Origin of the sequence: Plastoroseomonas hellenica (genome assembly GCF_018129085.1) — a bacterium.
In the GTDB taxonomy this organism is placed as follows: Bacteria; Pseudomonadota; Alphaproteobacteria; order Acetobacterales; family Acetobacteraceae; genus Plastoroseomonas; species Plastoroseomonas hellenica.
On record NZ_JAAGBB010000001.1, the window covers coordinates 103,307 to 119,377 of the forward strand.

Here is a 16,071-nt window from a genome sequence, read left to right on the forward strand (position 1 = left end):
GGGACTATTCACTTCCAGAAGATCACCCGGCGTTCGACCGCGCCGACCAACCCGAAGAAGGAGAGGCTGAGCGCGGAGGCCACGACGATCGCCGACCAGACCTGCACGAAGTCGATCTGCACCACCGCCTGGTAGATGATCCAGCCGAGCCCGCCATAGGCGCCGAGCATCTCGGTCACGATGGCGACGATCAGGCTGCGCACCGTGGAGACGCGCATCCCCGCCGCGATCAGCGGCATCGCCGCCGGCAGGCGCAGGCGCCAGAGGATGGCGAGATGCCCGGCCCCAAAACTCCGCATCAGGTCGGCGGAGCGCCGGTCGACCCGGTCGAAGCCGGCGAGCGCGCTCAAGAAGATGGTGAAGCCGACCGCGAGGGCGACCATCACCACTTTCGACGCGACGCCGATTCCGAACCAGAGTAGCACCAGGGGCGAGTAAGCGGCGACCGGCACCGAATTGATGGCCATCATCACCGGCAGCAGCCCCCCGCGCAGCGGTGGCAGCAGCACCAGCAGCACCGCGATGCCGATGCCAGCGACGCAGCCGATCGCGTAGCCGGCGAGCGCCTCCGCCGCTGTCAGCCAGCCAGCGGAGAACAGCGGCACCCGATGGGTCCAGACCGCGCCGAGGATGTCGCTCACCGCCGGCAGCGTATAGGCGGGGAGCGAGAGGCCGCGCGCCAGCACTTCCCAGATCAGGAGCAGCAGCACGCCGCCGGCAATGCCGCGGGCCGCGCTGCGGCTCATTGCTCCGCCCCCCAGAACACGATGCGGCGCTCGGCGAGGGCAACCAGCGCATAGAAGCCGGTGCCGAGCAGCGCCGAGCAGAGGATGGCGGCCCAGAGCGCCACGACATTCTCGTTGTACATCGCCTGCAGCAGCAGCACGCCGATGCCGGTGGTATCGCCGAACCATTCGCCGACGATGGCGCCGACCAGGCTGAGAGAGGCCGCCAGGCGGAGCGCCACGAAGATCTGCGGCAACGCCATCGGCAGTTGCAGGCGCAGCAGGACCTGGCGGCCGGAGGCGCCAAAGCTGCGCAGCAGCGCCACTTGCCGTGGATCGACGGCATTCAGCCCGAGCAGCGTGTTCACCGTGACCGGGAAAAAGGTGAGATAGAAGGCGATGACCGCCTTTGCCATCAGGGTATTGCCGAACCACAGCACGACCAGCGCGCCGAAGGCGATGACCGGGATGGTCTGGGAGACGACGAAGATCGGGAACAGCATGTCGCGCAGCACCGGCGCGCGAAAGAAGGCGACGCCGTTCAGCACGCCGATGCCGGCCCCCGCCACGAAGCCGATCAGCGTCTCCGCCAGGGTGCGCAGGAAGCCGTCGCGATAGGCGCCGGGCGTCAGCGCGATGGCGGAAAGCACCTCGCTCAGCCGCGGCAGGATATGCGGGCGGATGCCGAGGAGGATGACTGCACCCTCCCACACTGCGGCCGCGAGCAGCAGGCCGAGGAGAAAGCGCGAGCCGGCCCGGATCGGTGCGGTGAAGCGGGCGCGCGCCGCCGTCACGCCACGCGGTCCGCGACCGGGATGGCATCCAGGAAGCGGCGATCATAGGCGGCGGCGAGGTCGACCGGCTGCTTGATGACCTCGTAGCGCAGAAGGAAATCATGCGCGGACTTCACGGCGTCGCGGTCGATCCAGAACAGGCCCTGTTGCGCGGCCTGCCCGGCGACCATCAACTTCCCGGCTTCCTCCAGCATGAATTCCTGATGCGGGCGGTTCAGCGTCGGCGCCACCGCCATCACGGCGTCGACGCCCGCCTTCGGATCGCGCAGCGCTTCGCGCCAACCGCGCATGGAAGCGCGGAGGAAGCCCTGCACCAGCTCCGGCTTGTCGCGCGCCGTCTGTTCGCTGGTGATGACGGTGTCGCGCGGGAAGGTGACGCCGAAATCCTCCGGCACGAAGGTGCGGAGGTTCTCGCGGCCCATGCGGGTCATCAGCGTGTAGAACTCATTGTAGCGGGTGGCGGTGACGACATCGATCTGGCCGTCCACGAAGGGCGTCACGCTCACCTGTTGCGGCTGCATGGTGAAGTCGCCCTGCCGCAGCCCCGCCTGGGCGAGCATGCCGAGCAGCACGTAATTCGCACCGGTGAACCAGGTGGTGACGGTCCTGCCGCGGAAATCGGTCAGCGCCCGGATCGGCCCATTGGCGCGTGTGACGAAGACGAAAGGCGTCTGCTGATGCGCGACGCCGACGCAGACGATCGGCAGGTTCTTCTCCCGCGCGGCGAAGACGCTGTCGGTGCCGCCCGAGAGGCCGAAGGTATCTGCGCCGGAGGCGACCAGATTCTCGGTCAGCAGATTCGGGCCGCCGGGATTGATCGTCAGGTCGATCCCGGCTTCCCGGTAGTAGCCGCGCGACAGGGCCAGGTAGAAGCCGGCAAACTGGGTCTGCGCCAGCCACTTCAGGCGCAGCGTGGCGCGCGTCAGCGTCTGCGCGCCGGCGCGGCGGATTGCGGGAAAGGCAGCGGCGGTGCCGAGTGTCGCCAGCAGATGACGCCTGTGCATGGTCGGTGTCTCCGGGTTGATCAGCTTCGGTAGGGGTGGTCGCCATGGCGAGGCGGCCGGGCGCTCATGCGCCGGTGCTCGCGATGAAGGACTTCATCGCCTCCTCCTCGATCGCATCCAGGATCTCGCGTTTCAGCGCCACGAATTCGGGTGCGGTCACCAGGTCCGGCGTGCGCGGCCGCGGCAGGTCGACCTGTCGCGCGAGCTTCACGGCACCGGGCCTGGCGGTCATCACCAGCACGCGGTCGCCGAGGAAGATCGCCTCGTCCACGTCGTGGGTGATGAAGAGGATGGTGCGTCGGTGGCGCTGCCAGACATCGAGCAGCCAGCGCTGCATCATCGTCCGCGTCAGTGCATCGAGGGCGCCGAAGGGCTCGTCCAGCAGCATCAGCTCGCGCTCGAAGAGGAAGGTGCGCATCAGCGCCACGCGCTGGCGCATGCCGCCCGAGAGCTGGTGCGGATACTGCTTCTCGAAACCGGCCAGGCCGAATTCCGGCAGCATGGCGAGCGCCCGGGCGCGGGCATCCCGCCGGCTCGCGCCTTCGATCTCATTGGCGAGGATGGCGTTGTCGATCACGTTGCGCCAGGGCAGCAGCAGGTCGCGCTGCGGCATGAAGGAGACCCGGCCAAGCAGCTCCCGCGCGTGGCAGCCGCGATCCTTGAAACGCAGGATGCCCCCGTCATCCGGCTCGTCGAGGCCGGCGACGATGTTGAAGAGCGTGCTCTTGCCGCAGCCGCTGGGGCCGACCACGGTGACGAATTCCCCGCCTTGGACCGAGAGCGCGAAGCCGCGCAGCGCCTGGACGGTCCCGAAGCTCTTGGACACCTCGCGCATCTCAAGCAGCGGAGCCGTGCCTGGAAGGACGGCCTGTGGCTGCGGGCGGCTAGCGGTCTCAATCGACAAGGACGGGGCTGCCTTTCATGTATGGTCAGGCCACAACCGCGCATACAATCGGCGGCGGTGGTGCTTAGGCTCAGCAATCGCTGTGCCATGGCGCCGCGTTGGCCCGGGATATGCACGAGGCCGGCCCGCGGGTCCGGCGTCCTGGATGCAGGAGGTCGGTCTGTGCACACAAAGAGGCATATGATTGTCCACATATGAGCAAGAAGAGTGCAGCCCGGCGGGCAGAATGGTCGGAAAACGAGCGAGATGAGGGGGAGGCAAGGGCCTCGGCCACCCTGGCCAGCACCCTGCACCGGCGGCTGGAGGCGGAGATCGCGGCCGGCCATATCGCCCCCGGCAGCCGCCTCGACGAGCAGGAGATCGCCGAGCGCCATGGCGTTTCCCGCACCCCGGTGCGGGAGGCCTTCCGCCTGCTCGCCGCCGACCGGCTGGTGGAGATCCGCGGCCGACAGGGCGCGGTGGTGCGCAGCATCGGCGTGCAGACGCTGATCGAGATGTTCCAGGTGATGGGCGAGCTGGAGGGGCTTTGCGCCCGCCTCGCCGCCCGTCGGATCAGCCCTGCCCAATGCGAAGGGCTCAGGGCCATCCATGCCCGCCTGGTGGCAGCCGCGGAAGCTGGGGTCGACGTCTTCTACGACATCAACCAGGAATTCCACGAAGCCATCTATGAGGCCGCTTGCAACGCTTTCCTGGCGGATGAGACGCGGCGCCTGCGCAACCGGGTGGCCGCCTATCGCCGCCGCGTCACCCGGATGCCGAACCGTATCGTGGACACGCTGCGCGAGCATGAGGAGGTGATGAACGCCATCTTCGCCCATGATGCCGAGGCGGCACACCGCGCCATGCGGGCGCATCTGACCCTGCTCGGCGAGAACCTCCTGGATTTCATCGCCGCCTTCGAGTGACCTGGGCTCCTGGTATGCAAATTGCTGGAGATTGCATACCCAGAATCTGGAGTGCTCCCTTGCAGCTCGACCTGACCCATAAGACCGCTCTCATCACCGGTGCCTCCAAGGGCATCGGCCTCGCCTGCGCCGAGGTTCTGGCCGCGGAGGGCTGCCATCTGCACCTCGCGGCCCGGAACGGCGCCGCCATGGAGGCAGCCGCCGCGCGGCTGCGGGCCGAGCATGGGGTCAAAGTCACGGTCCATGAGCTCGACCTCTCGACCACCGAGGCCATGGAGCAGCTCGCCGCCGCGGCCGGTGACGTGGACATCCTGGTCAACAATGCCGGCGACATCCCGGCCGGCTCGCTCGCCATCGTGACCGATGAGGCGATCCGGCGCGGCTTCGACCTGAAGGTCTTCGGCTACATCACCCTCTCCCGCCTCTACTACCCGCGCATGAAGGGCAGGGATGGCGTCATCATCAATATCATCGGCAATTCCGGGGAGAACTGGGACGCCAGCTACTTCGCCGGCTCCACCGGCAATGCCGCGCTGATGTCCTTCACCAAGGCGATCGGCGGCCGCAGCCTCGATGACGGCATCCGCGTTGTCGGCATCAACCCCGGCCCGGTCGCGACCGACCGCATGCTGAAGATCATGAAGCGCAAGGCGATCGACATGCTGGGCGACGAGGCGCGGTGGGAGGAGCTGTTCGACAAATATCCCGGCAAGCGCCCCGCGACGGCGCGGGAATGCGCCGATCTGGTCGCCTTCATGGCCTCGCCGCGCGCCGGCTACATCACCGGCACCGTCGTCACCATCGATGGCGGCATCGCGGCGCGGGGCTCGGTCATCTGATGTCCGACGCTCGTATAAGCGAAGCGTCCGATTCAGACCTCCGGGCCATTCGGCCCTCCGATCACCGGACGCTCATGCGCAACCGCTACTTCGATGCGCTGAGCGCGACGCCCGGCCTCGCCTGGATGGGGCAGAACACCAACCACATCCCCGCCCATCCCGCCGTCACCACGGCCATGATCCGCGCGATCGAGGCGGGCGAGTTCAACGCCTATGCCCCCCCGCTCGGCTTCGAGGCGCTGCGCGCCGCGATCACCGCCGATCTCGGCGTGCCGGAGGCCGAGGCGCTGGTGACCGAAGGCGGCGTCAATGCGCTCGCCATGGTTTGCCGCGCCCGCTGCCGTCCGGGCACCACCTTCGTCACCACCGACCCGACCTGGAAATGGCCCTGCCTCTTCGCTCGCCAGGCGGGGGCGGAGGTCATCGAGATTCCGATCTACGATTCCGATTGCGACTACCGCCTGACGCCGAAGGCGCTGCGGGCCCATGTCGATGACCGCACCGCGATCATCTACCTGGTCGACCCGAACAACCCGCTCGGCATCCGCTACACGGCGGAGGAGATCACCGGTTTCGCCGCCATCGCGCAGGAGGCGGGTGCGCTGCTGGTGCATGACTGCACCTATCGCGATTTCGCGGAGGGCCATCATCCGGCGCTGAAGGTGGCGCCCGAGAATGTCGTGGTCTCGCTCAGCTTCTCGAAATGGTTGGGCCTGGCCGGCATGCGCATCGGCGCGCTGGTCACGCCGCGCGCGCTGTTCGAGGAATTCGCGGGGCAGGCGACTAGCGTGCTCGGCGCCAGCGTGATCGCGCAAAGGGCGGCGGCGGCCGGGCTCGCGGTGAAGCCCGAATGGATGGCCAACGTCCGCCGCATCGACGGCGCCAACAAGGCGATGATCCGGGAAGCCTTCCTGGCGCTGCCGGGCTTCGCCATCCCGGTCTGGCCGAGCCATGGCAATTTCCTGGTCATCGAGACCACCGGCGCCGGCATCCGGCCGGAAGCGTTGGTCGAGGCCGCGCGCCGTCGCGGCATCATGATCCGCCAGGGCACCTACCACACCGCCCGCTTCGGTGATCGCTTCGTGAAGGTCAGCACCTCCGTCCCCGGCGAATGGGCGGAGAAACTCTGCACCCTGCTGCCGGGAATGGTCGAGGAAGCCCGCAGCCTGAACGACCTGCCGCCCCAGTTCTGAAGGATCGCACCTATGCCCCGTGTCACAACCCCGGACGGCATCGCCCTGCATTACGAGGAAGCCGGCGCCGGCACGCCGATCCTCTTCATCCATGAATTCGGCGGCAATCATGAAAGCTGGGAGCCGCAGCTCCGCTTCTTCAGCCGCCGTCATCGCTGCATCACCTATGCCGCGCGCGGCTACCCGCCCTCCGACGTGCCGGAGGATGTGGAGCAATACTCCCAGGCCATCGCCGTCGCCGATGCGGTCGCGGTGCTGGATGGGCTCGGCATTGCCAGGGCGCATGTCGTCGGCCTGTCGATGGGCGGCTTCGCGACCGTGCATTTCGGCCTGCGCCATCCCGACCGGGCCCTGTCGCTGACCGTCGCCGGCGCCGGCTATGGCTGCGAGAAGCAGTACGAAGACTATTTCCGCGGCGTGTCCCTGGAAGTGGCGGAGCGCTTCGCGACCGAAGGCGCGCGCGCCTTCGCGCCGGTCTATGCCGAGGGCGCGAGCCGGGTACAGTTCCAGAACAAGGACCCGCGCGGCTGGCGCGAATTCGCCGATCGCCTCGCCACCCATTCCGACACCGGTGCTGCGTTCACCATGCGTGGCGTGCAGGCGCGCCGCCCCTCCTTCTGGGACCTCGAGGAGGAGCTGAAGCAGATGCCGGTGCCGACGCTGGTCGTGGTCGGCGACGAGGATGATCATTGCCTGCTGCCGGGGATCTTCCTCAAGAAGACCATCCCGGCCTGCGGCCTCTCGGTCTTCCCCAAGACCGGGCATACGTTGAACCTGGAGGAGCCAGCCTGGTTCAACGGCCTGCTCGCCGAATTCATCGCGCAGGTGGAAGCCGGCGCCTGGACGCCGCGCGACCCGCGCGCGCTGCCCGGCCAGATCATGCGGACCAGGTGAGGATGCGGATCGATCCCGACCGCCTCTGGCAAAGGCTGATGCGGCTGGCCGAGATCGGAGGCCGGCCGGATGGCGGCGTCGATCGCCAGGCGCTGACCGAGGGCGAGATCGCGGCGTGGCGCCTGCTGATCGGCTGGGCGGCGGAGGTCGGGATGGAAGCGGCGACGGATGCCGCCGGCAACCTGTTCCTGACCCTGCCGGGCCGCGACCGCGCCCTGCCGCCGCTGCTCGCCGGCAGCCATATCGACAGCCAGCCGACCGGCGGCAAGTTCGATGGCGCCTTCGGCGTGCTCGCTGCGCTCGAAGCCGCGACTTTCCTGGCGGAACGTGGCGTGGCCCCGGCGCGCGACATCACCATCGTCGCCTGGATGAACGAGGAAGGCAGCCGCTTCGCGCCGGGCATGATGGGCTCGGAGGCTTTCGCGGGCGTGCGCGACCTCGCCGCCATCCGCGCCGCGCGGGATGCCGAAGGGATCAGCGCGGGCGATGCACTCGATACGCTGCACGCCGCCTTCCCCGAGCTGCCGCGCCGGCCGCTCGGCTTCCCGGTGGGATATTATCTGGAGCCGCATATCGAGCAGGGGCCGCTGCTGGAGCAGGCGGGGATCCCGATCGGGATCGTCACGGGCATCCAGGGCAAAACGACCTGGGAGATCGTGATCAAGGGCGAGGAGGGCCATGCCGGCACGCTCGACATGGCCTTGCGTCGCGACGCGCTGGTCGCCTTCGCGCGCATGGCGGCCGCGATGCAGGCGGAGGTCGGTCTCGCCGATCCGGTGGTGAAGTTCACCATCGGCCGCGTCGAGGTGCAGCCCAACGCACCGTCCGTCGTGCCGTCGCGCGTCCTGTTCCGCATCGACCTGCGGCATCCGGACAATGCCGCGCTCGCGGGATTCGGCCGTCGGCTGGAAGCGCTTGCAGAGACCTATGCGGCGCCATGCGGCGTGAGCGTCACGCGGCTGGGCGAAGCACCCTCCAACGACTTCGACGCCGGGCTGCGCGCGCGGATCGCCGCAGCCGCCGCCCGGCTCGGTCACGCGGTGATGCCGGTCCTCTCGGCCGCCGGGCATGACGCGCGGCACATGGCGCCGCTCTGCCCCGCGGCCATGATCTTCATCCCCTGCCGCGGCGGCATCAGCCACGCCCCGCAGGAATGGGCGGAGCCTGCCCATGTGGCGGCCGGCGCCGCCGTGCTGGCCGAGGTGATCTCGGAGCTCGCCTGAGGCTTCAGCCCTGCACGAGCGCGGCGTCCTGGGCCAGGACAGGCCGCAGGCCCGGCATCGCATCGACCAATGCGCGGGTGCCTGCCGCGCGCGGTGCGCCGAGCACCTCCGCGGTCGCGCCGTCCTCGATGATCCGCCCGCCTTCCATCACCATCACCCGGTCGGCGATATGCGCCACCGCCTCGAGGTCGTGGCTGATGAAGAGCAGCGCCAGGTCCCGCCGCGCCTGCAGATCCCGCAGCAGTTCCAGCACCTGCCGCTGCACCGTCACGTCGAGGGCCGAGATCACCTCGTCGCAGACCAGCACGGAGGGCTCCGCGAGCAGCGCGCGGGCGATCGCGATACGCTGGCGCTGGCCGCCGGAGAGCGCATGCGGGAAGCGCTCCAGGTGCTCTTCCGGCAGGCCCACCTCGGCCAGCATGGCGGCGGCGCACCGGCGACGCTCCCTGGCATCGGCGAGCCCCAGCGCGCGCAGCGGCTCCTCCAGCGCGGCCAGGATCCGGCGGCGCGGGTTCAGCGAGCCATAGGGGTTCTGGAACACCATCTGGATCCGCTGCGCGGCGGGGTCGCGCCGGGCGGCAAGTCCCGGCGGCAGCGGCCGGCCGTTCAGCATCACCCGCCCGGCGGTACGGTCCGCGAGACCCACCAGGGCGCGGGCCACGCTGCTCTTGCCGCTGCCCGAGCCGCCGACCAGTCCCAGCACCTGCCCAGGTGCCAGGGCGAAGCCCACATCGCGCACCACCTGGACCGGGCGCGCGAAGAGGCCGTGGCCAGGATAACCCACCGCCAGCCCGTCCACTTCCAGCACCGGTGCGCGTGCGCGCCGGAAGGCTTGCAGCGGCGGCGTGGCCTGGCCGCGGCGTGCTGCGAGCAGGGCCCGGGCCTCGTCCGATCGCGGGGTCTCCAGCACGGTGGCGACCGGCCCGATCTCAACCAGCGCGCCTTGGCTCATCACGCCGACGCGGTCCGCCATGGCTGCGACCACCGCCAGGTCATGCGAGACGAACAACATGGCGAGGCCACGATCCGCCGCCAGTCGCCGCAGCAGCGCCATGACCTGCGCCTGTACGGTGGTATCGAGGGCGGTGGTCGGCTCGTCCGCCAGGAGCAGCACCGGGTCGCCCGCCAACGCCATGGCGATCATCACCCGCTGCTGTTGGCCGCCGGAAAGCGCGTGCGGAAGCCGCCCTGCCAGCGGCGCCTCCAGTCCGACCTCGGCGAAGAGTGCCGCGACCGCGCCCCGCAAGGCATCGCCGGAGAGGCCGCGATGCTGCCGCACCGCCTCCGCCACCTGGGCACCGGCGGCCATGAAGGGGTTCAGGCAGGCCATGGGATCCTGGAACACCATGGCGATGCGCCCGCCGCGCAGCCGGCGGATGGCTGGTTCCCCGAGGCCGGTCAGCTCCTGCCCTTCGAAGCGGATGCTGCTGCCGGGTGCGATCACCGCACCCTCCGGCAGCAGGCGCAGGATCGAGAGCGCGGTGAGCGACTTGCCGCTGCCGGATTCGCCCACCAGCCCCAGCGTCTCGCCGGGGCGGATGCCGAAGGAGACGCCGCGCACCACCGCCCGTCCGGCGAAGGCGAGAGAGAGGTCGCGGATTTCGAGCAACGCGGCGTCCCTCATCGGCGTGGCCTCGGGTCCAGCAGGCGGTGCAGCAGCTCGGCCGCGGCGTTGATCAGCACGACGCCGGCGGCGAGGAAGACAATGGTCGCCTGCAGGAGCGGCCAGTCGCGCCCATGCATCGCGTTCAGCGCGAGGCTGCCGACGCCGGGCAGGCCGAACAGCACCTCCAGGGTCAGGGTGCCGCCCAGCACACCCGCAAGCACCACGGAGGAGAGTGCCAGCAGCACCGGCATGGCGGTGGGCAACAGATGGAACAGCCCGATGCGCAGCGGGTGCAGCCCCTTGGCGCGGGCGGTGCGCACATGCGGCGCCGCCTGCGCCTGGCGCAGCTCGTCATGGAGCGGCTTCACGAGCTGTCCCGCGATATCGATCCCGAGAATCGCCGCCGGCAGGCCGAGATGCCCGATTGCCGGCAGCCAGCCGAGCCAGATCGAGAAGATCAGGATGCCGGCGATGCCGATGCAGAAGGTGGGCACCGCGATGGACCAGATGTTCACCGCCTGCACCAGCAGCGGCAAGGGCGAGCGCGGCGCCGCCAGCGCCCCCAATGCGAGGGTCAGCGCCAGCCCGAGGCCGATCGCGAAGGCGAGCAGGCCGAGATGCAGCGTCGCCGGCAAGGCGTTCAGGAACAGCTCGCCGACCGGCTTGCCGAAGCGCAGCGAATTCCCGAATTCGCCGTGCAGCGCCCGGCCACCCCAGGTGAGGAACTGCACGATGGGGGAAGCGTTGAGCCCCATTGCCTGCCGCATCTCCGCCTGCTGCGCGGCGGTGAGGTCGCCCTGCGCAGCCAGCACGTCGACCACATCGCCCGGCACCGCGCGGATGCAGAAGAAGGCGATCATCGAGATCGCGAGGATGAGCGCCAGCGCGCGAAGCGGCGGCGCGGCCCAGCCGATGGCGCGGGTCATGGCGCACCATCGCGCAGCGGGTCCGATGCAGCGCGCAGCCGTTCGCCCAGGATCGACAGCGCCAGGGTGAAAACGGAGAGCGCCAGCACCGGCGCCAGCACGGCATGCGGCGCTTCTTCCGCGAAGCCGCCGGCATCGGCGATCATGCGGCCCCAGCTCGGCAGCTCCGGCGTGCCGCCGAGGCCGAGGAAGGACAGCACCGATTCGGTCACGATGCAGCGCGGCAGGATGATCGCCGCGAAGGTCAGCAGCACGCCGGTGAGGTTGGGCAGCAGGTGCCGGCCGAGCACCGCGAGCCGCGACAGGCCGAAGCTCCGCGCCGCGGCGATGTAGTCGGCGGCGCTCTCCCGCGCATGGGTGGCGCGCGCGACTTCGGCCACCATCGGGGCATAGGTCAGGCCGAGGGCGAGCATGACGGAAAGCGGCCCGGGCGAGAGTGCGGCGACCAGCAGCATCGCCAACAGGATGCCGGGCAGGGCGCGCAGCAGGTCGAAGGCAGCGAAGACCAGCACCCGTGCCGGGCCCCCGAAGGCCAGCGCCAGCAACCCGACCCCGGCGCCGAGCAGGAAGGCCAATGCCGCGCCGCCGGCGCCGACCAGCAAGGTCAGCCGCGCTCCGGAGGCGAGGCGCGCCAGCACGTCGCGCCCGAGATGGTCGGTGCCGAGCCAATGCGCGGCGTCAGGCGCCTCATTCAGTGCCAGCAGGTCCTGCGCCAGCGGGTCCTGCGGCACCAGCATCGGCCCCACCAGCGCGAGCAGCACCGTCAGCACGACGACGATGCCCGCCAGCATCTCCGGCAGGCGCCGGCCCCGGACCACGCGGTCCGCCGGAAGCAGCGTCGCGCTCATCCCCGGGGAGCGGGGTTGCGTGGCGCCAGCCAGGCTTGCGCCACGCCGCCGCTCGCCCAATGGCAGGCCCAGGTGAAGCCGGGATCCCAGCCCTGCACCTCGCTGCGATTGGCGATGACGTTCTGGCTATGGCCGAGCACGACCGTGTAGTAGCGGTCCAGCACCCGCTGCCACGCGCGGTTGTAGGCGACGGCGCGGCGGGCCTGGTCGGGCTCGCGCACCGCGGCATTGACCAGGGCATCGAATTCCGGGTCCTGCACCCCGCCCCAGAGCACCGGGTTCGGCCCGTCGCTCATCATGCGGACATAGCGGAGGAACAGATCGGCACGCGGCCCCGAGGAGAAGACCGCGAGGTCCCAATCATACTGGCCGAGGCGGCGCTGCGCGCCGAGATCGTCCAGCGCCACATGGTTCACCGGGAAGCCGAGGCGGGTGACCATCTGCGCCGCGACCTGCGCGTAGCTTTCCTGCCAGGAGACGAGCTCGATCCGCCGCTGCGCGGGCGTCACCCCCGCCTCGCGCAGCAGGGCGCGGGCGCGATCGGGGTCGGGCCGCACATGCGCATCGGCATCGTGCATCGCCCGGTCGAAATGGACATTGCCGGGGATGACCATCTGGTTGGTCACGATGCCGTCCTGCCCGGCGGTGAAGTTCATGAAGGCACGCTTGTCGAGCGAATAGGCGATGGCCTGACGCACGCGGAGATCGTCGAAGGGCGCGCGCGGGGAGCGGTTGTTGAAGGAGACGAAGAACCAGTTGGTGTCCTTGAGCTTGCCGAGCCGGATCGCGGGATCGCGGGACAGCGCGGCCAGCTTGTCCCGGCCGACGCTCGCGACATGCAGGTCACCGGCGCGCAGCGCGAGCGAGAAGTCGGCATCGTCGCGCAGGTCGAACTCGACCGCGGCCAAATAGGGCCGGCCCGGCTGCCAATAGCCGGAGAAGGCCGGCGCCACGAAGCGTGCCTTCGGCCGCCAGTCGCCGAAGGTGAAGGGGCCAGTGCCGATCGGGCGGGTGATGGTGTCGTCCCAGCCCGGCGAGTTCGGCGACAGGATCCAGAGTTCGGAGAGCAGGTTCAGCAGCGGCGCATAGGGCTCCCGCATGCGGATGACGACGGTGCGCGCATCCGGTGCCTCGAAGCTCTCGGCCAACCGCATGGCACTGACCAGCCAGCCGCCGCGCACCCGGTTCTTCACGCGTTCCAGATTGGCGATCACCTCGGCCGAGGTCAGCGCGCTGCCATCGTGGAAGCGCACGCCCTCCCGCAGGCGGAAGCTGTGGACGCGGCCATCGGCGGAGACTTCGAAGGCCTCGGCCAGGAAGGGCTCGACCGTGCCATTGGCGGCGATCGAGGTCAGCGCCTCGACATAGGCCTGCTGCACGGCGATGGAGCCGGTGTGCCGATGCGGGTCGGCAGTGTCGAGGCCGAGCGTCGCGATGCGCAGCGTGCCGCCACGGCGCGGCGTCTCCGCCTGCTGCGCCTGCGCGAAGGACGCGAAGCCGAGGCCGGCGGCGCCGGCGAGCGCGGCACGGCGGCCGAGGGGCGGAAGCATCGTCATCGGGCGGGGTTCTCCGGCGGCAGGCGGTGCAGGGGGCGGCCATCCAGCCCGTCGAAAGCCAGGCCGAGATGGCGGAGGATGGTGGGCGCGAGGTCGGTGATGATGCTCGGCTCGGTCACCACCGCGCCGGCGGGGAAGCCGTCGCCCTCGATCATCAGGAAGGGCATCTGCTCGTAGCGGCCGAGCCCGCCATGCTGGCCGCAGCCGAGGCGGTCGGGCTTGCCCTGGGCCGGCAGCGCGGCGGCGCTGGAGCCCGGCACGCCATGGGTGTTCGGCGTCGCATCGCTCCGCATCGCGATGGCGCAGAGCAGGCCGCCGGTAGCGGCGTGGCCGATCTCCGCGAGCTCCGCGCCAGCCAGCACCCGATCGGCCCAGGGCTGGATGCGCAGCAGGCCGAGGACGGCCGGCGCTTCCGCGGCGCGATCGGGGTGCAGATAGATCAGCGCGCCGGTGCCATTGGCGACCGAGAGCAGGCTGTTATCGGCCGCGTCCCGCTTCAGCCCCGCCGCGATCAGCACGGCCTCGATGTCGACCACCTCGGTCACCGTCTGGTGGCCATGGTCGGAACAGGCGATCAGCAGGATCTCCTCGCCCGCCGCGCGGCGGGCTGCGACGGCTTCCCGCACCCGGGCGAAGGCGGCGTCCGAGCCGGCGATGGCGGCCAGGCAGGCGGGCGAGCCGAGCGGGCTTTCATGCTGCATATGGTCGGGCTCGCCGAGCCAGAGCACGGCCAGCGCCGCTCGCCGGCCCGCGACGGCATCGTCAAGGAAGCGGGTCGTCAACCGGGCGTCGCCCGCGGTGTCGAGCGTGATGTCCGCGACGGCTTCAGCGCCTGTCAGCGGCCGCAGCCCGGGCGCGAAGGAGCAGGCGCGATGGAAGACCCAGCCATGCCCGTCCGGGTCATGCGCGCGCGCGGCGCCGGGGGAGACATTGCTGAACACCATCGCTTCCCGCCCGGCGCGCGCCAGCCGTTCCGCGAGGGTCGGCACGGCAAGGCTGTGGCCGGTGACGCGGCGCTTGTGGTCCATGAAATCTGGGCGGCCGACATCGTGCGGGACCAGTTGCCCGTCTTCCATCAGCGCCACCGAATTGCCCTGCAGCCCATGCTGGGCGGGGAAGCAGCCGGTCGCGAAACAGGCCGAGACGACCCGCGTCGCGGAGGGGAAGACCGAGCGATGCGCCGCGAAGTTGGTCGCGGCCTCTGCGAAGCTGTGCAGCGCAGGTGTCGCCTCGGGGCCCAGCAGGTCGCGGCGCAGCCCGTCCAGCACGGTGACGATGACGCGGCGGGTCATGGCGCGACCGCCGTGCCGTTCAGCGCGGCGTCGAAGATATCGTAGTTGCGCAGCATGGGATGGGCCTCCCGCCAATGGGGATCGAGCGGCTCGGAGAGCAGGAAGGGCACGCGCTGCTCAGCGAGTCCGCCATGCGAGCGCAGGCGCTCGCCCGCGAGCTGCGACAGGTCATGCTCCGCCGCCCGGGCACCGAGCGCCACGCCACGCGCGCCGATGACGGTGACGTCGCCTTCCATCGCCGGCGCCAGGTCGAAGCGCGCGCAGGCCTCTTCGCCGGACAGGACGACCTCGAGTTCCGGGATCGTTGCCAGGAAAGCGATGACATCAGCGACGGAAGGCCCGCCGGGCGACAGATGCACCCGCACGAAGCCGCCCAGCGCCCCATGGTGCCGGACGAAGGGATCGGTGATCGGGCAGATCACGCGCGCGGCCCCGGCGCCGAAGCGGGCATCGAGCAGATCGCCCACGAAGACCACATGCGGCCGCCCGTCCGGCAGGGCCATGTCGGTCATCCCGTGATCGGCGGTCGCCGCGACCAGGCAGCCGGCATCGGCCAGCGCGCCGAGCCTGGCGTCGAGCGCGCGCATGAAGTCCCTTGCCTCCGGGCTCTCCGGCGCGTGGCGGTGCTGCACATAGTCGGAGAGCGACAGATAGAGCAGCCGCGCACGCCCGGTCTCCAACAGCCGCAGCCCGGCATCCAGCACGAAGAGGGAGAGGTCCGCCGAATACTGGTCAGGCGCCGCGCGCCCGACCAGCGCGGTCAAGCCGCCGATGCCATGGGTTTCGGCCTGCGCCGCGTCCGCGCGCTCGGCCGAGACGGCCAGGGCATCCGGCCCGATAGGCAGGCCTTTCCCCAGCGCGGCGCGCAGCTTGTCCTTGGCGGTCACCATGGCCGTCGGCACCCCGGCATTCGCCATCGCGGCCAGGATGGTCGGCACGCGCAGCTCGGCATCGCCGGTGACCATCACCGTCTCGCCGGTCTGCCGGTCGAGGTAGAAATTGCCGGAGACGCCATGCCGCGCCGGCGGCACGCCGGTGACGAGCGAGACGTTGTTCGGGTTGGTGAAGGTCGGCATGGCGGCCAGCGCTTCGCCGAAGAAGCCCTCCCGGGCGAAGCGGGCAAAGGCGGGCAGGTCGTTCGATGCGAGGCCCGCTTCGAGATAGGCCGGGTCGCAGCCATCGAGGCAAAGGATCGCCACCGGACGGGTCGGGATGCGATAGCGGCGGCCATTGACGGCCACCTCGGATCGGGGGGACAGAGAACCGCTCCCGGTCCCAGGGCCTTCGGATCGCGGATGCTGCAGCAGGGTCAAATGCCTATGTCCCGTCGAGACGTCGTCACGGTCTGTAGCGGCATGGGAC

The 16,071-nt window shown here is 70.2% G+C and carries 15 protein-coding genes; 5 read left to right on the forward strand and 10 right to left on the reverse strand.

What is annotated here, in order from left to right:
* Nucleotides 1–8: 8 nt before the first annotated feature.
* From GXW71_RS00380 to GXW71_RS00395, 4 genes are all read right to left on the reverse strand, one after another.
* Nucleotides 9–746, reverse strand: a complete 738-nt coding sequence (locus tag GXW71_RS00380) for an ABC transporter permease (RefSeq protein WP_211850289.1) — start codon at nt 744–746, stop codon at nt 9–11.
* Entirely contained in the window at nt 743–1,519 is a 777-nt protein-coding gene (locus tag GXW71_RS34650; protein WP_211850290.1) for an ABC transporter permease, read from the reverse strand. The genes GXW71_RS00380 and GXW71_RS34650 overlap by 4 nt, the downstream gene beginning before the upstream one ends.
* The gene (locus GXW71_RS00390; protein WP_211850291.1) at nt 1,516–2,523 is read right to left on the reverse strand and encodes an ABC transporter substrate-binding protein; all 1,008 of its coding nucleotides are present in this window, start codon (nt 2,521–2,523) and stop codon (nt 1,516–1,518) included. The genes GXW71_RS34650 and GXW71_RS00390 overlap by 4 nt, the downstream gene beginning before the upstream one ends.
* A 64-nt stretch (nt 2,524–2,587) precedes the next feature.
* Complete coding sequence (locus GXW71_RS00395; RefSeq protein ID WP_456315978.1) at nt 2,588–3,349, reverse strand: ABC transporter ATP-binding protein; 762 nt, start codon at nt 3,347–3,349, stop codon at nt 2,588–2,590.
* Between the two features lie 272 nt (nt 3,350–3,621).
* On the opposite strand from GXW71_RS00395, the gene GXW71_RS00400 reads away from it, so the two are divergent.
* The 5 genes from GXW71_RS00400 to GXW71_RS00420 all read left to right on the forward strand — a co-directional run bounded on the left by GXW71_RS00400 (nt 3,622) and on the right by GXW71_RS00420 (nt 8,481).
* Nucleotides 3,622–4,332 (forward strand): GntR family transcriptional regulator, encoded by a 711-nt coding sequence (locus GXW71_RS00400; RefSeq protein ID WP_211850293.1) that lies wholly within the window; start codon nt 3,622–3,624, stop codon nt 4,330–4,332.
* A gap of 59 nt (nt 4,333–4,391) precedes the next feature.
* Nucleotides 4,392–5,171 carry an SDR family oxidoreductase gene (locus GXW71_RS00405; protein WP_246526163.1) on the forward strand — a complete coding sequence of 260 codons (780 nt, stop codon included), beginning with the start codon at nt 4,392–4,394 and terminating at the stop codon, nt 5,169–5,171.
* A gap of 74 nt (nt 5,172–5,245) precedes the next feature.
* A complete protein-coding gene (locus tag GXW71_RS00410) occupies nt 5,246–6,364 on the forward strand; it encodes a pyridoxal phosphate-dependent aminotransferase (protein WP_211850295.1) in 1,119 nt (372 codons plus the stop codon).
* A gap of 12 nt (nt 6,365–6,376) precedes the next feature.
* The gene (locus GXW71_RS00415; protein WP_211850296.1) at nt 6,377–7,258 is read left to right on the forward strand and encodes an alpha/beta fold hydrolase; all 882 of its coding nucleotides are present in this window, start codon (nt 6,377–6,379) and stop codon (nt 7,256–7,258) included.
* A 2-nt stretch (nt 7,259–7,260) separates the two neighbouring features.
* Nucleotides 7,261–8,481: a hydantoinase/carbamoylase family amidase gene (locus GXW71_RS00420; protein ID WP_211850297.1), complete on the forward strand. Its 1,221-nt coding sequence runs from the start codon at nt 7,261–7,263 to the stop codon at nt 8,479–8,481.
* A 4-nt stretch (nt 8,482–8,485) separates the two neighbouring features.
* Here the strand turns inward: GXW71_RS00420 and GXW71_RS00425 are convergent, their stop codons facing one another.
* Genes GXW71_RS00425 through phnA form a run of 6 tightly spaced genes read right to left on the reverse strand, consistent with a single transcriptional unit; the run spans nt 8,486 to nt 15,950 of the window.
* Nucleotides 8,486–10,105 (reverse strand): dipeptide ABC transporter ATP-binding protein, encoded by a 1,620-nt coding sequence (locus tag GXW71_RS00425; RefSeq protein ID WP_211850298.1) that lies wholly within the window; start codon nt 10,103–10,105, stop codon nt 8,486–8,488.
* Nucleotides 10,102–11,013 carry an ABC transporter permease gene (locus GXW71_RS00430; RefSeq protein ID WP_211850299.1) on the reverse strand — a complete coding sequence of 304 codons (912 nt, stop codon included), beginning with the start codon at nt 11,011–11,013 and terminating at the stop codon, nt 10,102–10,104. The genes GXW71_RS00425 and GXW71_RS00430 overlap by 4 nt, the downstream gene beginning before the upstream one ends.
* Nucleotides 11,010–11,861 carry an ABC transporter permease gene (locus tag GXW71_RS00435; protein ID WP_211850300.1) on the reverse strand — a complete coding sequence of 284 codons (852 nt, stop codon included), beginning with the start codon at nt 11,859–11,861 and terminating at the stop codon, nt 11,010–11,012. Before GXW71_RS00435 ends, GXW71_RS00430 begins: the two co-directional genes overlap by 4 nt.
* A complete protein-coding gene (locus tag GXW71_RS00440; RefSeq protein WP_246526164.1) occupies nt 11,858–13,417 on the reverse strand; it encodes an ABC transporter substrate-binding protein in 1,560 nt (519 codons plus the stop codon). The genes GXW71_RS00435 and GXW71_RS00440 overlap by 4 nt, the downstream gene beginning before the upstream one ends.
* Nucleotides 13,414–14,709 carry an alkaline phosphatase family protein gene (locus GXW71_RS00445; RefSeq protein ID WP_211850301.1) on the reverse strand — a complete coding sequence of 432 codons (1,296 nt, stop codon included), beginning with the start codon at nt 14,707–14,709 and terminating at the stop codon, nt 13,414–13,416. Before GXW71_RS00445 ends, GXW71_RS00440 begins: the two co-directional genes overlap by 4 nt.
* Nucleotides 14,706–15,950 (reverse strand): phosphonoacetate hydrolase, encoded by a 1,245-nt coding sequence (gene phnA, locus GXW71_RS00450; protein ID WP_367617230.1) that lies wholly within the window; start codon nt 15,948–15,950, stop codon nt 14,706–14,708. Before phnA ends, GXW71_RS00445 begins: the two co-directional genes overlap by 4 nt.
* Nucleotides 15,951–16,071 lie beyond the last annotated feature (121 nt).